The organism is Lentzea sp. NPDC051208 (assembly GCF_040682435.1).
Classification (GTDB): domain Bacteria; phylum Actinomycetota; class Actinomycetes; order Mycobacteriales; family Pseudonocardiaceae; genus Lentzea; species Lentzea kristufekii.
Genome location: NZ_JBFBAW010000003.1, coordinates 42,626 through 58,187 on the forward strand (window position 1 = coordinate 42,626; position 15,562 = coordinate 58,187).

A 15,562-nucleotide genomic window follows, 5' to 3' on the forward strand; every position below is an offset into this window, starting at 1 on the left:
ATCGCAGCAAGCGCTGTTGATCTGCCTGGCTGGTGTCAGTCCATCGAGCTGGTCAGGCGGTCGGCGACGTGCCTGGCGATCTCCAGTGAACCCGTCGCCGCCGGTGAAGGCGCGTTCAACACGTGCACCTGACGCGGCGCGGTCTCGATGAGGAAGTCGTCCACCAGCGACCCGTCCGGCAGCATGGCCTGCGCCCGCACACCAGCCTCGGAGCGCACCAGGTCGTCCTCGCGCACGGCGGGCACGAGCCGGGCCAGCGAGGCGGCGAACCGCTTGCGCGACAACGACCGCAGCACCTCCTCGGCGCCGGTGCGGGCGTACTTGCGGGCCAGGCGCCACGTCCCGGGGAAGCGCGCCACGTCGGCCACGTCGGTCAGGGAGAAGTCGCGCCAGCGGTAGCCTTCGCGGCGCAGTGCCAGGACGGCGTTCGGGCCGCAGTGCACGCTGCCGTCGAGCATGCGGGTGAGGTGCACGCCGAGGAACGGCAGCGTCGGGTCCGGCACCGGGTAGATCAGGCCGCGGACCAGGGACGTGCGGCGCAGCTCGAAGTACTCGCCGCGGAACGGCACGATGCGTGCTGCCGGGGTGAGGCCCGCCAGCCGCGCCACCCGGTCGCTGTGCAGGCCCGCGCAGTTCACCAGCGCGTCCGCCTTGACCACGCCCTGCGGCGTCGCGACCTCCACACCGCCCGAAGCAGCCGAACGGATCGCGAGCGCCGGGGAGCTCAGGCGCAGGTCGTGCGATGACAGCAGGCCCACCAGCGCGGTGCACACGGCGGAGTAGTCGATGATCGCCGTGCTCTCCACGCGCAACGCCGCCACACACGACACCTCGGGCTCGTGCTCGCGTGCTTCCGCGGCCGAAATCAGCTTCGCCGGGACGCCGTTGGCCTCCGCGCGTGCCGCCAGGTCGTGCAGGCGGGGGAGTTCGGACTCCGAGGTCGCGACCACGAGCTTGCCGCACACGTCGACCGGGACGCCGTGGTCGCGGGCGAACGCGAGCATGGACGCGTTGCCGGCGACGGACATCCGCGCCTTGAGCGAGCCCGGCTTGTAGTAGAGACCGGCGTGCACGACGTTGCTGTTGTGGCCGGTCTGGTGCGCGCCCCAGACGCGTTCCTTCTCCAGCACCGTCACGCGGCAGTCCCGCGACGCGAGCTCGTTCGCCACCGCGAGCCCGACGATTCCGCCACCGATCACCACGACATGTCGCACCCCGCACACGCTAATGCCCGAGAACGGGCAGAACGTCCGCCGCGACCTCCTCGACCACCGACTCGCTGCCCGCGTACACCCCGTCGTGCCGCGGCCAGTGCGCGACGACGTCGGTGAAGCCCAGCGCGGCCGCCCTGCCCACGGCGTCCTGGAAGCACTGCGCGCTCGACAGCGAGTACACCGGAGCGGAGTCCAGGTTCAGGTATCGGTGCACCCGCGTGGTCCTGCTTTCTGTGGCCAACGTCTCGCTGAACTGCTCCGACAGCGTCGCCACGCCACGCCACCACGCCTCGACGTCCTCGGTCGGCGGGCCGGTGGTGACCCACGCCTGGCCGAACTTCGCGGCGACCCGCATGGCCTTCGGGCCGTTCGCGGCGACCAGGAACGGCAGCCGTGGCCGTTGCACGCAGCCGGGTGCACTGCGGGCCTCCTCCGCCGCGTAGAACTGGCCTTGCCACGACGTGCGGTCCTTGATCAGCAGCTGGTCGAGCAGCTCGACGAACTCGGCGAACCGGGCCGTGCGGTCCTGCGGCAGCGGCGGCTTGTCACCGAGCACCGTGGTGTCATACCCCGCCCCACCTGCGCCGACGCCGAGCGTGAACCGGCCGTCCGACACGTCGTCGAGCGCCAGCAGGTCCCGTGCGAACGGCACGGGGTGGCGGAAGTTGGGGCTCGCGACGAACGTGCCGAGCCGGATGTGCGACGTGACCATGGCCGCGGCTGTCAGCGTCGGCACGGCGCCGAACCACGGGCCGTCGACCAGGGTGCGCCAGCCGAGGTGGTCGTAGGTCCACGCGTGGTGGAAGCCGTACTCCTCAGCGGCGCGCCACTTGGGTTCGGCCATCCACCACCGGTGTTCGGGAAGGATCACGATTCCAGCGCGCACGATCGCTAAGGTAACCAGCTGTTCAGCCGCTGACGAACTTGGACCAGGCACCATAGGGGCGTGGAACAGCCCAGATTGATCGCATCGGACGTGGACGGCACCCTGCTCGGCCCCCCTCCGCGAGAAGGCGTGACTCCGCGCACAGCCGCGGTCGTCGGCCGTGTGCTGGAGGCGGGCGTGCCCTTCGTCCTGGCCACCGGCAGGCCGCCGCGGTGGGTGCCGCAGATCGCGAAGTCCGCCGGACTCGACGGCCTCGCGGTGTGCGCGAACGGAGCGGTGCTCTACGACATCGGCCGTGACGAGATCGTCTGGGCGCGCACGCTCGACCCGGTGCAGTTGCACGACATCGTCTCCACCATCGACAACGCCCTGCCCGACTGCACCTTCGCGGTCGAACGTCTCGGCACCGCGCAGGACGACGCCACGTTCGTCGCCGAGCTCAGCTACTCACACCCGTGGGCCGAGGGTCCGAACGTCGGCGTGACCCGCGGCGAGACGCTCGGCCACCCGGCGACCAAGCTGCTGGTCAGGCACACGGGCATGACCAGCGGTGAGATGGCGGTGGGCATCGGCGAGGTGCTCGACGGGCAGGTCGACCTGACCTACTCGACCGACAACGGGCTGGTGGAACTCGCGGTGCACGGCGTCACCAAGGCGAGCGGGCTCGCCGACGTGGCCGAACGGTTCGGCGTCGCCCCCCAAGACGTGATCGCGTTCGGCGACATGCCCAACGACGTCGAGATGCTCAGGTGGGCCGGCCACGGCGTGGCCATGGCGAACGGGCACGAAGCCGCGCTCGCCGCCGCCGACGAGGTCACCGCGCCCAGTTCCGAGGACGGTGTCGCGATGGTCCTCGAACGCTGGTTCTAGCCCACCAACGGCTTCGCGGCCTCGGCCCCGGTCCACCACTTGAAGGCGATCTCCAGCTCGGCGGGGATCTCCTCCGGCAGTCGTCCGGCGTCGTACGCGCTGGTCAGCGTCTCGATCGCGGCGTCGGAGATGCCGGAGCGGCTCATGCCGACGGAGTTGACGCCGTGCACCCGGATCGGGCTGCCGTAGGCGCGGGCGAACGGGGGCACGTCCTTCGACACGGGCGTGCCCATGCCGATCATGGCGCCGGCGCCGATGACGCGGCGCTGGTGCACCGAGGCGTTCATGCCGACGTTGACCTTGTCGTTGATCTGCACGTGGCCGCCGAGCGACACACCGGCCGACAGCGTCACGCCCGTGCCGATCAGGCTGTCGTGCGCCACGTACACGCGGTTGAGCAGCCACGAGTCGGCGCCGATGGTCGTCGCCCGGTACGAGCCCTGGTGGACGGTGCTGAGTTCGCGGATCACGACCCGTGCGCCGATGTGCACGCCCGCGTGCGCTAGAGAGCCGTCCCACGCCCGGTTGTGCTCGGCCGAGGTGATCTCCGGGGGCGTGCCGATGACGCAGCCCGGTCCGATCCACGTCCCGTCCTCGACGACGCACGGTCCCAGCACGACCGCGCCGGGACCGATGGTGATCCCGTCGCCGAGTTCGACGCCGTCACCGACAACAGCACTGGGATGGATGTGGTTGACCACGGGCGTCCGATCAGGAGGTGGAAACAGGCGGCATAGCCCATACGGGTAGCGTGGGGCCCCGCGTGCAGGCCAGAGCACTGTACCGGCCGCGCCGGTGGACATCCCCGAAGGCGAGAGACTGCTGAATGATCCCGATTACTGTTGTTGACGTCGCCGCTGCCGAGCAGCTGGTGGTCCAGGTGCTGCGCTCGGGAGCAATCGCCCAGGGCCCGATGGTCAAGCGCTTCGAGGATGCCTTCGCAGGCGTCGCGGGTGTTCCGCACGCCGTGGCCGTGAACAACGGGACCACCGCGCTCGTGGCGTCGCTGCAGGTCCTCGACCTGCAGCCGGGTGACGAGGTCATCACCTCGCCGTTCACCTTCGTGGCGACCCTGAACGCCATCCTCGAAGCCGGCGCGACGGCTCGGTTCGCCGACATCCGCGACGACGACTTCAACATCGACGCGGACAAGGTCAAGGACGCCGTCACCCCGAACACCAAGGTGCTCATGCCCGTGCACCTCTACGGGCAGATGGCGGACATGGGCAAGATCATGCCCGTCGTGCAGGAGCACGGACTCGCGCTCGTCGAGGACTCGGCGCAGGCCGTCGGTGCCACCTACGAGGGCCGCCCGTCGGGCAGCTTCGGCCTCGGCTGCTTCTCGCTCTACGCGACCAAGAACATCACCACCGCCGAGGGCGGCGTCATCACGACGTCGGACGACACCCTCGCGGACCGGCTGCGCGTGCTGCGCAATCAGGGCATGCGCGCCCGCTACCAGTACGAGGTCGCGGGTCACAACTACCGCATGACCGACATCCACGCGGCGATCGGCATCCCGCAGCTGGAGAACCTCGAGACGATCACCAAGGCGCGCCAGGCCAACGCCGAGACCCTGAACAAGGGCCTCGCCGGCGTCAAGGGCCTTCAGCTGCCGCAGGTGCTGCCGGGCCGCACGCACGTGTGGCACCAGTACACCGTGCTGATCACCGACGACGCTCCGATCAGCCGCGACGAGTTCGCCGCGAAGCTGACCGAGAAGGGCATCGGCAACGGGATCTACTACCCGAAGACGGTGTTCGACTACGACTGCTACCGGGACAACCCGAAGGTCGTCGTCTCCGACGTGCCGGTCGCCGAGCGCGTCGCCCGCCAGGCCCTGTCGCTGCCGGTGCACCCGAAGCTGACCGACGCCGAGCTCGACACGATCATCACGACGGTTCGCGAGGTGCTGGGCGCATGAGCAACCTTCCCCGCATCGCGGTCATCGGCGTCGGCAACATGGGCTCGCTGCACGCCCGTGTGACCGCCCAGTCCGAACGCGCCGAGCTCGCCCTGATCGTCGATCCGCGCGAGGAGATCGGCAAGGCCGCCGCCGACAAGTTCGAGACGACGTGGGCGCCCGAGATGGGCGACCTCGACGGCATCGACGCGGTCATCCTCGCGTCCAGCACCGAGAGCCACCACGGCCTCGCGCTGGAGATCCTCGAGAAGAACAAGCCGCTGCTCGTCGAGAAGCCGGTCTGCGCCTCGCTGGAGCAGACCGAGGAGGTCCTGAAGATCTCCGCGGCCAAGGGCCTGCCGATCATGTGCGGTCTGCTGGAGCGCTACAACCCGGCCGTGATGACGGCGCTCGGCCTGATCACCGAGCCGGTGTACGTCTCGGCACAGCGCCACTCGCCGTACGCGCCGCGCATCCTCACCGGCGTGGCCTGGGACCTGCTGGTGCACGACGTCGACCTGGCCATCCAGTGCTTCGGCGGCGCGGAGCCCGAGCGCGTCTCGGCCGGCGTGGCCCAGTTCCACCCGTCGTCGGTGCCGGGCGCGGAGGACGTGGTGGACACGCTGCTCACGTTCCCCTCCGGTGGCATCGCGAGCGTCTCGGCGAGCCGCATCGGTCAGCGCAAGATCCGCCTGCTGACGATCCAGGAGCTGGACCGGTCGATCGAGGTCGACCTGCTGCGCCGCGACGTGACGATCTACAAGCACATCTCGCACGACTCCGACCCGGACGGCCGCGGCTACCGCCAGCAGACCGTCATCGAGATCCCCGAGCTGGTCACGGCACGTGAGCCGCTCGCGACCCAGCTCGACCGGTTCATCGACCTCATCGCGGGCAACCTGGACGCCGATGACGAGCGCCGCCGCATCCTGCCATCGCACCGCGCCGTCGCCGAGGTCAAGGCGAAGTCCGCCGCGGTCGCCGGCTGATCCCGAGGAACTGACTTCAGATGGGTGCATTGGTAATCCTGGCGTTCTGGTTGCCAGGACTTGTGGTGGGTTTCGCGCTCAGACTGCGCGGCTGGCTGCTCGCGGGTACCGCGCCGGTGCTCACGTTCGGCACGGTGGCGTTGGGCGCCCTCGTGCTCGGCAAGCTCGGCGTCGAGTGGACGATGCTGTCGGTGGTGCTGTGGACGCTGGTCGTCGCCGTCGTCACCGGCGCGATCACGTGGCTGGTGCGGCGCAAGGTCGCGGACGACGCCGACGAGACCCCGAAGCGCACGCTCGGTGAGCACCTGCTCATCGCCGGCGGTGTGGTGCTGGGCATGGCCGTCGGTGTCGTGACGTACTGGCGGGGCATCGGCTATCGGCTCGACACGATCAACCAGGACTGGGACGCGCCGTTCCACGGCAACGCGATCCGGTGGATCTCCGAGCACCACAACTCGCTGCCGTCCTCACTCGCCCCGACGGCGAACCTGCCGGGCAAGCTGGACTACTTCTACCCGAACACCTACCACGCCTTCCTGGCGCCGATGCTCGACAACTTCGCGGCCATGCCGCAGCTGTTGAACCTCGCGGTGTTCGGCGTGCTCCTCTCGTGGACGATCGGTGTCGCGGCGTTCGCGCTCTCCTGGCGGCTGCCGCCGCTCGCGGTCGCCGCTGCCGCCGCCGTGTCGACGTGGTTCACCGCGTTCCCGTACGACTCGTTGTGGCGCGGTCCGCTGTGGCCCTTCATCGCCGGTGTCGCGCTCATCCCGGCCGCGCTCGCGTTGGTGCGCAAGATCTTCACGGACCGGGGCCTCACCGGGCCACTGGCCGTCGCGATCGCCCTCGCCGGCCTGGTCGGCCTGCACACGAGCCTCGCGTTCATCGTGATCGTGTACGCGATCACCTTGCTGCTGGCGATGGCGTTCAAGCTCGAGCCGATCGACTGGAAGGCACAGGCCCTGCCGTTGATCGCCACGGTGGTGATCGCGGCGCTGGCCGTCGTGCCGGTCGCTCTGCCCGCGCTTGCACCCGTCGCGGGTGTCACCGGTGCCCAGTGGGCGGAGTTCTCCACGCCCGCCGAGGGCTTCGGCCAAGTGCTGCTGTTCTCGCCGGTGAACGGGTTCCCGCAGTGGGCCCTCGGACTCGCGGCGTTGGTGGGCGTGATCCTGTTGGTGCGAAACAGGATTCTGCTCTGGCTCGTCGCGTCCTACATCATCTTCGGTGCCGTCTACTCGGCTTGCGCGTCGCTGAACAACGACTTCGTCAACCTCATCACCGGCCCGTTCTACAACGACGCGTGGCGCATCGCCGCCCTGCTGTCTCTCGCCGGTTCCGTGGCTGTCGGCTACTTCGTCTGGACGGTCGCCACGAAGCTCACCGGCAGGGTGGAGAACCGGGTCGGCACCGCGCGGGCGGCGTTCGTGGTGCCGGTCGCGATCGGGCTCGTGCTCGTGGCGGTGCTGGGCGTGCTCGGCAAGGGGGCGTACCTCGGCCGCAACTCGTCGCGGCTGGCGTTCACCAACAAGGAGGCCGACACCGTTCGCCGCGGTGAGCGCGACGCCTACCAGTGGCTGGCACAGCACGCCAAGGGTTCGGTCGTCATGAACGACCGCATCGACGGTTCGGTGTGGATGTACGCGCTGGCCGGTGTGAAGCCCGCCGAGTGGCAGTTCTACGGCGCTCCCGACGACTCGCCCGCACGCGTGCTGACGCTGCACCTCGAGGAGATGGCCACGAACTCGAAGGCGCGCAAGGCGGTCGACACCCTCGGCATCAAGTACGTCATCTTCGGCAAGGGCACCGTCAGGCCGGAGATGCAGCGCTCGCCGGGGATCGACGACCTCGACGATCATCCCAATCTGGCGCGCAAGGTGTACGAGAACCCGGACGCCAAGATCTACGAGCTGATCACGCCCGGTGACGGCAACCAGCGCTGGCCCTGATCGATTCGCGCACACACGACACAGGCCGCCTCACCGGATCGGTGAGGCGGCCTGTGTGTCGTTCGACCGGACTACACGTAACCGAGCTGCGTCAGCGTGTCCGCGATGATCTCGCTCGGGTGGTACTTCTCCATGATGGACGGACGACGCAGCGTCTCGTACTCACCGAGGAACTTCTCCAGCCGAGAGGTCTCCATGCCGGTCAGCACGATGTTCTGGCCGAGGCCCTGCTTGGTCTCGGTGCGCTCGCGGTGGATCGCGCACGGCATGCCGATGTACGAGCACTCCTGCTGCAGACCACCGGAGTCGGTGACGACGAACTTGGCGCGCGCCAGGATCGGCAGGAACTGCAGGTAACGCTTCTTGGGACGCATTATGAAGCGCTCGTTGTCGAACAGGTGACCCCAGCCGTGACGCTCGATGCGCTCCCGCTCCGGCGCTCCGGCCAGGTACAGCATCGGAGTCTTCTCGCTGGCCTTCCTCAGCAGCTCCAACGCCTCGCGGAACTTGTCCGTGCGCGACACGAGCTCAAAGCGGTGCAACGTGGCGAGACCGAACTCCTCGGGGAGGTCCTCCGTGGTGTTCGCGTTGATCGCGAGGCGCATCGCGTCGATCACGGTGTTCGCGCCGGTGTTCACGACCACACCGCGCGCGCCGCGGAGGTTGTCGACCTCGTTCTGCGACGGGGCGAAGTGGACGTCCGTGAGCTTCGTCGCAATGCGGCGGTTGAGCTCTTCCGGCAGCGGCGAGAGCAGGCTGCCCGAGCGCATGCCGGCCTCGACGTGGGCCACGCGGGCGCCGAGCAGGCGGCGGGCGATGAGGCTGCCGTACGGGGTGGTGAAGGTGTCGCCGTGCACGACCACCAGGCCGGGCTTGCCGTCCGTGGTGAGCGAGCGGCGCAGTTCCTTGCGCTGGTCCCATGCGGTCTGGGCGACGGAGAACGCCCAACCGGGAACCTGCTTGGGAGTCTCCAGGTTGCGCGCCTTGCCCCGCGGCACCAGCCACAGGTCCGGCTCGGGCAGCTGGAGGTCTTCAAGGACGTCGGCGACCTCGTCGAAGTGCTGCGCGGTGAACCACAGCAGCGGCTTCGAACCGCGGGCGACGAGCGCGTGGTAAACGGGCGCCACCTTGATGAGTTCAGCGGTGGTACCTGCGATGAAGGCGATCACGGGATGGACCCCTGAGGCTGGGGATCAACGGACCGCCTGGATACTGTCAGGTGTGACGAGCCGGAGCAAATCCCTCGACAACGTCCCCAGCCTGAGCATCGTGATCCCGGTTTTCAACGAACCGGACTGGATCGGACGTTCGGTCGGCGCGCTGAAGACCGCCATCGCCAACGCGAACTGGCCCGCCGAGATCATCGTCGTCGACGACGGCAGCACGGACGACACGGCCAAGCGCCTGGCCGAGCTCGACGTCACCGTGATCTCGCAGGAGAACAGCGGCCGCTTCGCCGCCCGCCTCGCGGGTGTCGAGGCCGCGAAGGGCGACCTCGTCCTGCTCATCGACAGCCGGGTCATCATCGACCCGCAGTCCCTCGTCTTCCTGCGCGACCAGCTCGCCGCGCACCCCGAGCGCACGGTGTGGAACGGGCACATCGAGACCGACACCAAGGGCAACCCGTACGCGGGCTTCATGGCCGGTCTCGTCGCCGTCGCGTGGCGTCGCTACCTCGCCGAGCCGCGGCTCATGTCCTTCAGCGCCGAGGACTTCGACGCGTTCCCCAAGGGCACCACGCTCTTCGTCGCCCCGAAGGACGTGCTGAAGGAGGCCGCGGTCTCGTTTTCCTCGCTGTACGACGACGTGCGGATGGCGAGCGACGACACCCGCATGCTCCGCTCGATCGCCGAGCGCGGTCAGATCTGGATCGCACCGGGCTTCGCGGCGCAGTACAACAGCCGTGACTCGCTGCAGAAGTTCGTGAAGCACGCGTACTTCCGCGGCACCACGTTCGTCGACGGGTACCTCGACTCGCCCGGCCCGGTGCGCAACGCGATGTTCGCGGCCGGTGGTGTCGGGGTGGCCGGTCTCTTCGTCCTCGTGAAGCGGCCGCTGCTCGCCCTGGTGCTCGCGGTGCTCGGTTCCGGTGCCGCGGGAGCGATCGCGCGCAAGAGCGGCGCCAGCAAGGACCAGGCGTTCTCGGTCGCGAAGCTGCTGCCGGTCTTCGCCGCCTGCTTCGGCGCGGGTGCTGCGCGCGGTCTCTCGATGGCGATTCGGAAGCGTTTCGGCAAGTGAAGACGCTCGGCCGCTCGCTGGGCACGGTCAGCGCCGCCCTGCTCGTCGGGACGGCGCTGGGCACCCTGTTGCAGATCGGTTCCGGCCGGCTGCTGTCCACGAGCGACTTCGCGGTCTTCAACGGCTACTGGGGCGTTCTCTTCGCGTTCGGCGCCGCCGTCGGCCCGATCGAGCAGGAGGTCTCGCGGCTGTCCGCGCACGCCGCCCTGCGCGGCGAGCGCACCGGGTTCGCCGCGGTGCAGACCGCTCTGGCCGGTGGCGTGGTCGTCGCGCTGGCGGGCCTGCTGACGCTGGTCCCGCCGATCGGCGACAGGTTGTTCAGCGGGCACTCCGTGCTGGGCCTCGTCGCGCTGGCCGGCGGGATCGGGTTCGCGGTCCAGGTGACGGTGCGCGGCCTGCTCATCGGCCACGACCACGTGCGCGCTTACGGCGGGATCGTGGTCGTCGAGGCTGCCGCTCGCGTGCTCGTGGTGGGAGGACTGCTCGTCGCGGGCCTCACCGACCTGGTACCGATGTCGGTCGCCGTGGCCGTGGGCTCGTTCGCGTGGCTGTTCTTCATCTTCTCCGCCGGCAAGACGGTGAGCACCCGCGAAGGCGCCGAGCCGTGGGGACCGCTGGTGCGGCGCGTGGTCGTGCTGATGTTCGGCGCCGCGCTCACCGCATCGGTGCTGACCGGCTACCCGGCCATGGTGAACCTGCTGACCGGTGACGGCGCGAACCCGGCACTGGGCGCGCTGTTCGCGACGGTCATCGTGGCGCGGGCGCCGTTGCTGCTCCTGCAACCGGTGCAGGCGATGGCCGTGCCGCTGGTCGTGCGGCTGTCCCAGGACGAGAGCGGTGCGAACCGCCTGCGGGCGCTGCTGGTGAAGGGCGTCGCCGGTGCGGTCGTGCTGGGCGGGCTCGGCGCCGTGGTCGGCTGGTTCATCGGTCCCTGGCTGGTGAGGACCGTCTACGGGCCGGGCTACGTGGTGACCGGCTGGGCGGTTGCGGGCCTCGCGTGGTCGTCGGTGCTGCTGGGAGCGACGTTGTTGCTCGCGGCCGTGCTGGTCGCCCGCAAGCAGGCGGGCCTGGTGCTCGTCGTGTGGGCGGTGGTCGCCGGCAGCAGTGCCGCGACCTTGTTGTTCTGGCCGGGTGACACGGTCACCCGTGCCGTGCTCGGTCTGGCGATCGCACCGACGATCGGTGCCGCCTGCGCTTGCGCGTTCGTCCTGCACCGCGGCGTGAACGCCGCGAACCAACACGGTTAGGCTGCGCATTGTGTCTGACTCGGTCGACTACCGGCGAGTGCTCATCGTTCTGCCCGCTCTCAACGAAGAGCACAGCATCGAAAAGATCATCGCCGAGGTCAAAGCGGCGTTGCCCGACGTCGGCGTGCTCGTGATCGACGACGGGTCCACCGACCAGACGTCGCTGCGCGCCCGCGAGAGCGGCGCCCAGGTGGCCCGTCTCGCGGTGAACCTCGGTGTCGGCGGTGCAATGCGCACCGGTTTCCGCTACGCCCTGCGCAACGGTTTCGACGTCGTCGTCCAGGTCGACGCCGACGGCCAGCACAACCCCGCTGACGTTCCGGAACTGCTGCGCGAGCTCGACCGCGCCGATCTGGTCATCGGCGCGAGGTTCGCAGGCAAGGGCGACTACAAGGCCCGTGGCCCCCGCCGCTGGGCCATGAAGGTCTTCTCGGTCGTGCTCTCCGGGCTCTCCGGGACGAAGCTCACCGACGTCACCTCGGGTTTCAAGGCAGCGGGCCCGCGTGCGGTGCGCCTGTTCGCCGCGCACTACCCGGCGGAGTACCTCGGTGACACCCTGGAGTCGCTCGTGATGGCGGTGCGCGCCGGTTTGAAGATCACGCAGGTGCCCGTCGCCATGCGCATGCGCGCGGGTGGCACGCCGAGCACCTCGCCCGTGAAGTCCGCCGTCTACTTGCTCCGGGCCACGCTCGCGCTGGTCCTCGCGATCGTGCGGAGGAAGCCCAAGACGGGCTCCCTCGAAGCCGCATAGGGAGACTCCTGTGTCCGAGTTCCGATTGATGGCCGTCATCGCGGCGGCGCTCGTGCTCGTCGTCGTGATCGAGATGATGCGGCGCCGCAAGCTGCGCGAGAAATACGCCGGAATGTGGCTCGTGCTCGCCCTCGGCGTCGTCGTGCTGGGTGCTGTTCCCGGGTTGCCGTCGTTGCTGTCCGACATCACCGGCGTCCAGCTCGCAGCCAACTTCGTGCTGGCGGGCGCCGCATTCGTGTTGTTCTTCGTCGTGCTGCAACTGTCCAGTGAGGTGGGTCACCTTGAAGAAGAGGTGCGCACCACAGTGGAGGAGATCGCGTTGCTGCGCTGTGAGCTGGAAGGCGTGCGTGCCGAGCTGGACAAGCGCGTCGCGACGGCCGAAGAACAACTTCTCCGAGCCCAGCCCTGAATTCGGGGCACTCCGGGCATGCAGGTAACCTCGCTTGCCGTGAGCTTCGCAGGTTATGACCTGATCGTCGTCGGTTCCGGATTCTTCGGTCTCACGGTCGCCGAGCGCACCGCGTCCCAGCTGAACAAGCGGGTGCTGGTGCTGGAGCGGCGTGACCACATCGGAGGCAACGCCTACTCGGAGGCAGAGCCCGAGACAGGCATCGAGGTGCACCGCTACGGCGCGCACCTGTTCCACACGTCCAACAAGCGCGTGTGGGACTACGTGAACCAGTTCACCTCGTTCACGAGCTACCAGCACCGCGTCTTCGCGATGTACGACGGTCAGGCGTACCAGTTCCCGATGGGGCTGGGCCTGATCTCGCAGTTCGTCGGTCGCTACATGTCGCCCGAGGACGCCAAGGCGTGGGTCGCCGAGCAGGCCTCGGAGATCGACACCAAGGACGCGAAGAACCTCGAGGAGAAGGCGATCTCGCTGGTCGGCCGTCCCCTCTACGAGGCGTTCATCAAGGCCTACACGGCCAAGCAGTGGCAGACGGACCCGAAGGAGCTGCCCGCGGCGGTCATCAGCCGTCTGCCGGTGCGCTACAACTTCGACAACCGCTACTTCAACGACACCTACGAGGGCCTGCCGGTCGACGGCTACACCGCGTGGCTCGAGAAGATGGCGGACCACCCGAACATCGACGTCAAGCTGTCCACGGACTACTTCGACGTCAAGGACGAGATCCCCGCCGGCACGCCGATCGTCTACACCGGCCCGGTGGACCGCTACTTCGACTACTCCGAGGGCTGGCTCGGCTGGCGTACGCTCGACTTCGAGCAGGAAGTGCTGCCGATCGGCGACTTCCAGGGCACGCCGGTCATGAACTACAACGATGCGGACGTGCCGTACACGCGCATCCACGAGTTCCGCCACTTCCACCCGGAGCGCGAGTACCCGAGCGACAAGACGGTTATTGTTCGGGAGTTCTCCCGCGCTGCGGAGAAGGACGACGAGCCGTACTACCCGATCAACACGGCTGAGGACCGCACCAAGCTGGAGCGTTACCGCGAGCTGGCCAAGAAGGAAGCCGCGGAGCGCAACGTGATCTTCGGTGGGCGCCTCGGCACGTACAAGTACCTGGACATGCACATGGCGATCGGTTCTGCGCTGAGCGTGTTCGACAACAAGATCGCTCCGCACCTGGCGTCCGGTCAGGCGCTGGACGGGTCGCTGGAGGACTGAATCGCAATGCCGGGCAAGTCCAACCTCGTGGAGCACGAGGCGCCGGAGAAGCTGCTGACGCAGCGCGGCCTGTTCGCGGGGCCCTCCCAGATCGTCTCGGAGGACCTGTACGCCGAGGTGAAGCGCGGGATCGCGGAGCGGGAACGTCACCGCATGGTGGTCCACCCGAACGCCACGGTCTCGATGAACACCTACTTCGGGCGTTTCCCCGCGTCGTACTGGCAGCGGTGGTGCGTGAGCCCCGAGGTGGAGCTCGAGCTCGAGGTGACCGGCTCCGGCCAGGTCGCTCTCGTCGCCTCGGACTCCGAGGGTGAGACGCGCACGGTCGTCGCGGAGAAGGTCGCCGGCGCGAAGGCGCAGCAGGTGCGCCTGACCGCGAAGATCGACAAGTTCACCGACGGCGGTGGTCTCTGGTTCGACGTGATCACCGCGGAAGACTCGCTCGTCGTGGAGAAGGTCCGCTGGACGGTCGCGCCGCCGAAGACGGTGCGACCGACCGCCGTGGTCATCTGCACGTTCAACCGCGTCGACGACTGCCTCAACACGATGGCCGCCCTCGCGTCGGACCCGGAGCCGTTGAAGCTCGTCGACACGGTCTACGTCGTCGACCAGGGCACGGACGCCGTCGAGTCGCGTGAGCGGTTCGCCGAGGTCTCGGCCGCGCTCGGGCCCAAGCTGCGCTACATCCGGCAGCCGAACCTCGGCGGTGCCGGCGGCTTCACGCGCGGCCTCTACGAGGTCACCGAGATCGACCACGCCGAGCACGCCAACGTCCTGTTCATGGACGACGACGTGCTGTGCGAGCCCGAGATCGTCATCAGGCTCACCGCGTTCGCGAACCGCACGACGCAGCCGACGATCGTCGGCGGTCAGATGCTCTACCTGCTGCACCCGAACTTCCTGCACGTCGGTGCCGAGTACGCGAACCTCGACACCCTCGCGCCGGGCCAGGTCGTGGAAGGCGCGCTCTTCAACGCCGACCTCACCGGCTACGACGAGGAGACGGGCAAGCGCAACGTCCAGGACAAGCGCGTCGACGCCGGGTACAACGGCTGGTGGTCGTGCCTCATCCCGTCGGAGATCGTGAAGGCGGTCGGCTACCCGCTGCCGCTGTTCTTCCAGTGGGACGACATCGAGTACGGCTACCGAGCGCGTGAACACGGTTTCGCCACCGTGTCGCTGCCTGGTGCTGGTGTCTGGCACGCGGACTTCCACTGGAAGGATTGGGACGACTGGCACAGGTACTTCAACCTGCGCAACGCCCTGATCACCTCCGCGCTGCACAGCCGCTTCGACCCGAAGATGATCGTGCGCGGCATGGCCAAGCAGTTCGCCACGTACATCCTGGGCATGCAGTACGGCCTCGCCGCCACCCAGCTCAAGGCGATCGAGGACTTCCTGAAGGGCCCGGACTTCCTGGCGGACGGCGGTGTGCAGGCGGCGGCGGACATCCGCAAGCTGCGCGCCGAGTTCCCGGAGACGGTGCGGCACCCGGCGTCGGAGATCCCCGGTTTCAAGCCGGGCAGCCTGCCGATGATCAGCGCCGCGCCGACGCCGAAGCTGATCGCGCCGGTGTTCGCCAAGCGGCTCGTGAACCAGCTGCTCGGCAAGTCCGTGCACGAGGCCGGTGCCGTTCCCGCTGGTGACTCGGCATGGTGGCACGTCTCGCTGTTCAACACGGCGGTCGTGACCGATGCGTCGCAGGAAGGCGTGCGGGTCCGCAAGAGGGACAAGGAACTCGCCGTGCGCCTGTCCAAGCAGGGCGCCAAGGTCTTCCGGGAGCTGTACCGCAGGGCTCCGGAAATGCAGCGCTCCTATCGGGATGCGATGGGCAAGCTCACCAGTCGCGACACCTGGTCGCGGTTGTACGACCTCTGATTCACAC

The 15,562-nt window shown here is 68.6% G+C and carries 14 protein-coding genes; 10 read left to right on the plus strand and 4 right to left on the minus strand.

From position 1 onward, the window contains the following. Window positions 1-35 precede the first annotated feature (35 nt). Together lhgO and AB0M48_RS07415 are read right to left on the minus strand one after the other, a co-directional pair. A complete protein-coding gene (gene lhgO, locus AB0M48_RS07410) occupies window positions 36-1,214 on the minus strand; it encodes an L-2-hydroxyglutarate oxidase (RefSeq protein WP_363836732.1) in 1,179 nt (392 codons plus the stop codon). 10 nt (window positions 1,215-1,224) lie between these two features. Beyond that, window positions 1,225-2,100, minus strand: coding sequence for an LLM class flavin-dependent oxidoreductase (locus AB0M48_RS07415; RefSeq protein WP_363836735.1), 876 nt, complete (start codon window positions 2,098-2,100; stop codon window positions 1,225-1,227). Between the two features lie 60 nt (window positions 2,101-2,160). On the opposite strand from AB0M48_RS07415, the gene AB0M48_RS07420 reads away from it, so the two are divergent. Beyond that, complete coding sequence (locus tag AB0M48_RS07420; protein ID WP_363836737.1) at window positions 2,161-2,970, plus strand: HAD family hydrolase; 810 nt, start codon at window positions 2,161-2,163, stop codon at window positions 2,968-2,970. Here AB0M48_RS07420 and AB0M48_RS07425 read toward each other — a convergent pair. Continuing rightward, window positions 2,967-3,671, minus strand: a complete 705-nt coding sequence (locus AB0M48_RS07425) for a UDP-N-acetylglucosamine acyltransferase (RefSeq protein ID WP_363836739.1) — start codon at window positions 3,669-3,671, stop codon at window positions 2,967-2,969. The genes AB0M48_RS07420 and AB0M48_RS07425 overlap by 4 nt on opposite strands. Before the next feature lie 125 nt (window positions 3,672-3,796). Between AB0M48_RS07425 and AB0M48_RS07430 the strand changes: the two genes are divergently transcribed. From AB0M48_RS07430 to AB0M48_RS07440, 3 genes are read left to right on the plus strand one after another with little or no spacing between them, the layout of a single operon-like run. Continuing rightward, entirely contained in the window at window positions 3,797-4,894 is a 1,098-nt protein-coding gene (locus tag AB0M48_RS07430) for a DegT/DnrJ/EryC1/StrS family aminotransferase (protein WP_363836741.1), read from the plus strand. Continuing rightward, on the plus strand, window positions 4,891-5,862 hold the full coding sequence (locus tag AB0M48_RS07435) for a Gfo/Idh/MocA family oxidoreductase (RefSeq protein WP_363836743.1): 972 nt from the start codon (window positions 4,891-4,893) through the stop codon (window positions 5,860-5,862). Before AB0M48_RS07430 ends, AB0M48_RS07435 begins: the two co-directional genes overlap by 4 nt. Window positions 5,863-5,882: 20 nt before the next feature. Then, the gene (locus tag AB0M48_RS07440) at window positions 5,883-7,805 is read left to right on the plus strand and encodes a DUF6541 family protein (protein ID WP_363836746.1); all 1,923 of its coding nucleotides are present in this window, start codon (window positions 5,883-5,885) and stop codon (window positions 7,803-7,805) included. A 71-nt stretch (window positions 7,806-7,876) separates the two neighbouring features. Here the strand turns inward: AB0M48_RS07440 and AB0M48_RS07445 are convergent, their stop codons facing one another. Next, a complete protein-coding gene (locus AB0M48_RS07445) occupies window positions 7,877-8,974 on the minus strand; it encodes a UDP-N-acetylglucosamine 2-epimerase (RefSeq protein ID WP_363836748.1) in 1,098 nt (365 codons plus the stop codon). Between the two features lie 52 nt (window positions 8,975-9,026). Here AB0M48_RS07445 and AB0M48_RS07450 point away from each other — a divergent pair, with 52 nt between their 5' ends. Genes AB0M48_RS07450 through AB0M48_RS07475 form a run of 6 tightly spaced genes read left to right on the plus strand, consistent with a single transcriptional unit; the run spans window position 9,027 to window position 15,555 of the window. After that, the gene (locus AB0M48_RS07450) at window positions 9,027-10,043 is read left to right on the plus strand and encodes a glycosyltransferase (RefSeq protein WP_363836750.1); all 1,017 of its coding nucleotides are present in this window, start codon (window positions 9,027-9,029) and stop codon (window positions 10,041-10,043) included. Then, the gene (locus AB0M48_RS07455) at window positions 10,040-11,290 is read left to right on the plus strand and encodes a hypothetical protein (RefSeq protein ID WP_363836752.1); all 1,251 of its coding nucleotides are present in this window, start codon (window positions 10,040-10,042) and stop codon (window positions 11,288-11,290) included. Before AB0M48_RS07450 ends, AB0M48_RS07455 begins: the two co-directional genes overlap by 4 nt. Before the next feature lie 7 nt (window positions 11,291-11,297). Continuing rightward, window positions 11,298-12,041, plus strand: coding sequence for a glycosyltransferase family 2 protein (locus AB0M48_RS07460; protein ID WP_363838300.1), 744 nt, complete (start codon window positions 11,298-11,300; stop codon window positions 12,039-12,041). 10 nt (window positions 12,042-12,051) lie between these two features. Next, window positions 12,052-12,450, plus strand: a complete 399-nt coding sequence (locus AB0M48_RS07465; RefSeq protein ID WP_363836754.1) for a DUF2304 domain-containing protein — start codon at window positions 12,052-12,054, stop codon at window positions 12,448-12,450. Between the two features lie 18 nt (window positions 12,451-12,468). Beyond that, complete coding sequence (gene glf / locus AB0M48_RS07470; RefSeq protein ID WP_363836757.1) at window positions 12,469-13,677, plus strand: UDP-galactopyranose mutase; 1,209 nt, start codon at window positions 12,469-12,471, stop codon at window positions 13,675-13,677. Window positions 13,678-13,683: 6 nt separating this feature from the next. Next, window positions 13,684-15,555: a glycosyltransferase gene (locus AB0M48_RS07475; protein WP_363836759.1), complete on the plus strand. Its 1,872-nt coding sequence runs from the start codon at window positions 13,684-13,686 to the stop codon at window positions 15,553-15,555. The last annotated feature ends 7 nt before the right edge of the window (window positions 15,556-15,562 follow it).

What these genes read in the sequence shown, in the direction of transcription:
- AB0M48_RS07430 (WP_363836741.1), top strand. Translation starts at nt 3,797, where the DNA reads ATGATCCCGATTACTGTTGTTGACGTCGCCGCTGCCGAGCAGCTGGTG.
- AB0M48_RS07475 (WP_363836759.1), top strand. Translation starts at nt 13,684, where the DNA reads ATGCCGGGCAAGTCCAACCTCGTGGAGCACGAGGCGCCGGAGAAGCTG.
- AB0M48_RS07440 (WP_363836746.1), top strand. Translation starts at nt 5,883, where the DNA reads ATGGGTGCATTGGTAATCCTGGCGTTCTGGTTGCCAGGACTTGTGGTG.
- glf (WP_363836757.1), top strand. Translation starts at nt 12,469, where the DNA reads ATGCAGGTAACCTCGCTTGCCGTGAGCTTCGCAGGTTATGACCTGATC.
- AB0M48_RS07435 (WP_363836743.1), top strand. Translation starts at nt 4,891, where the DNA reads ATGAGCAACCTTCCCCGCATCGCGGTCATCGGCGTCGGCAACATGGGC.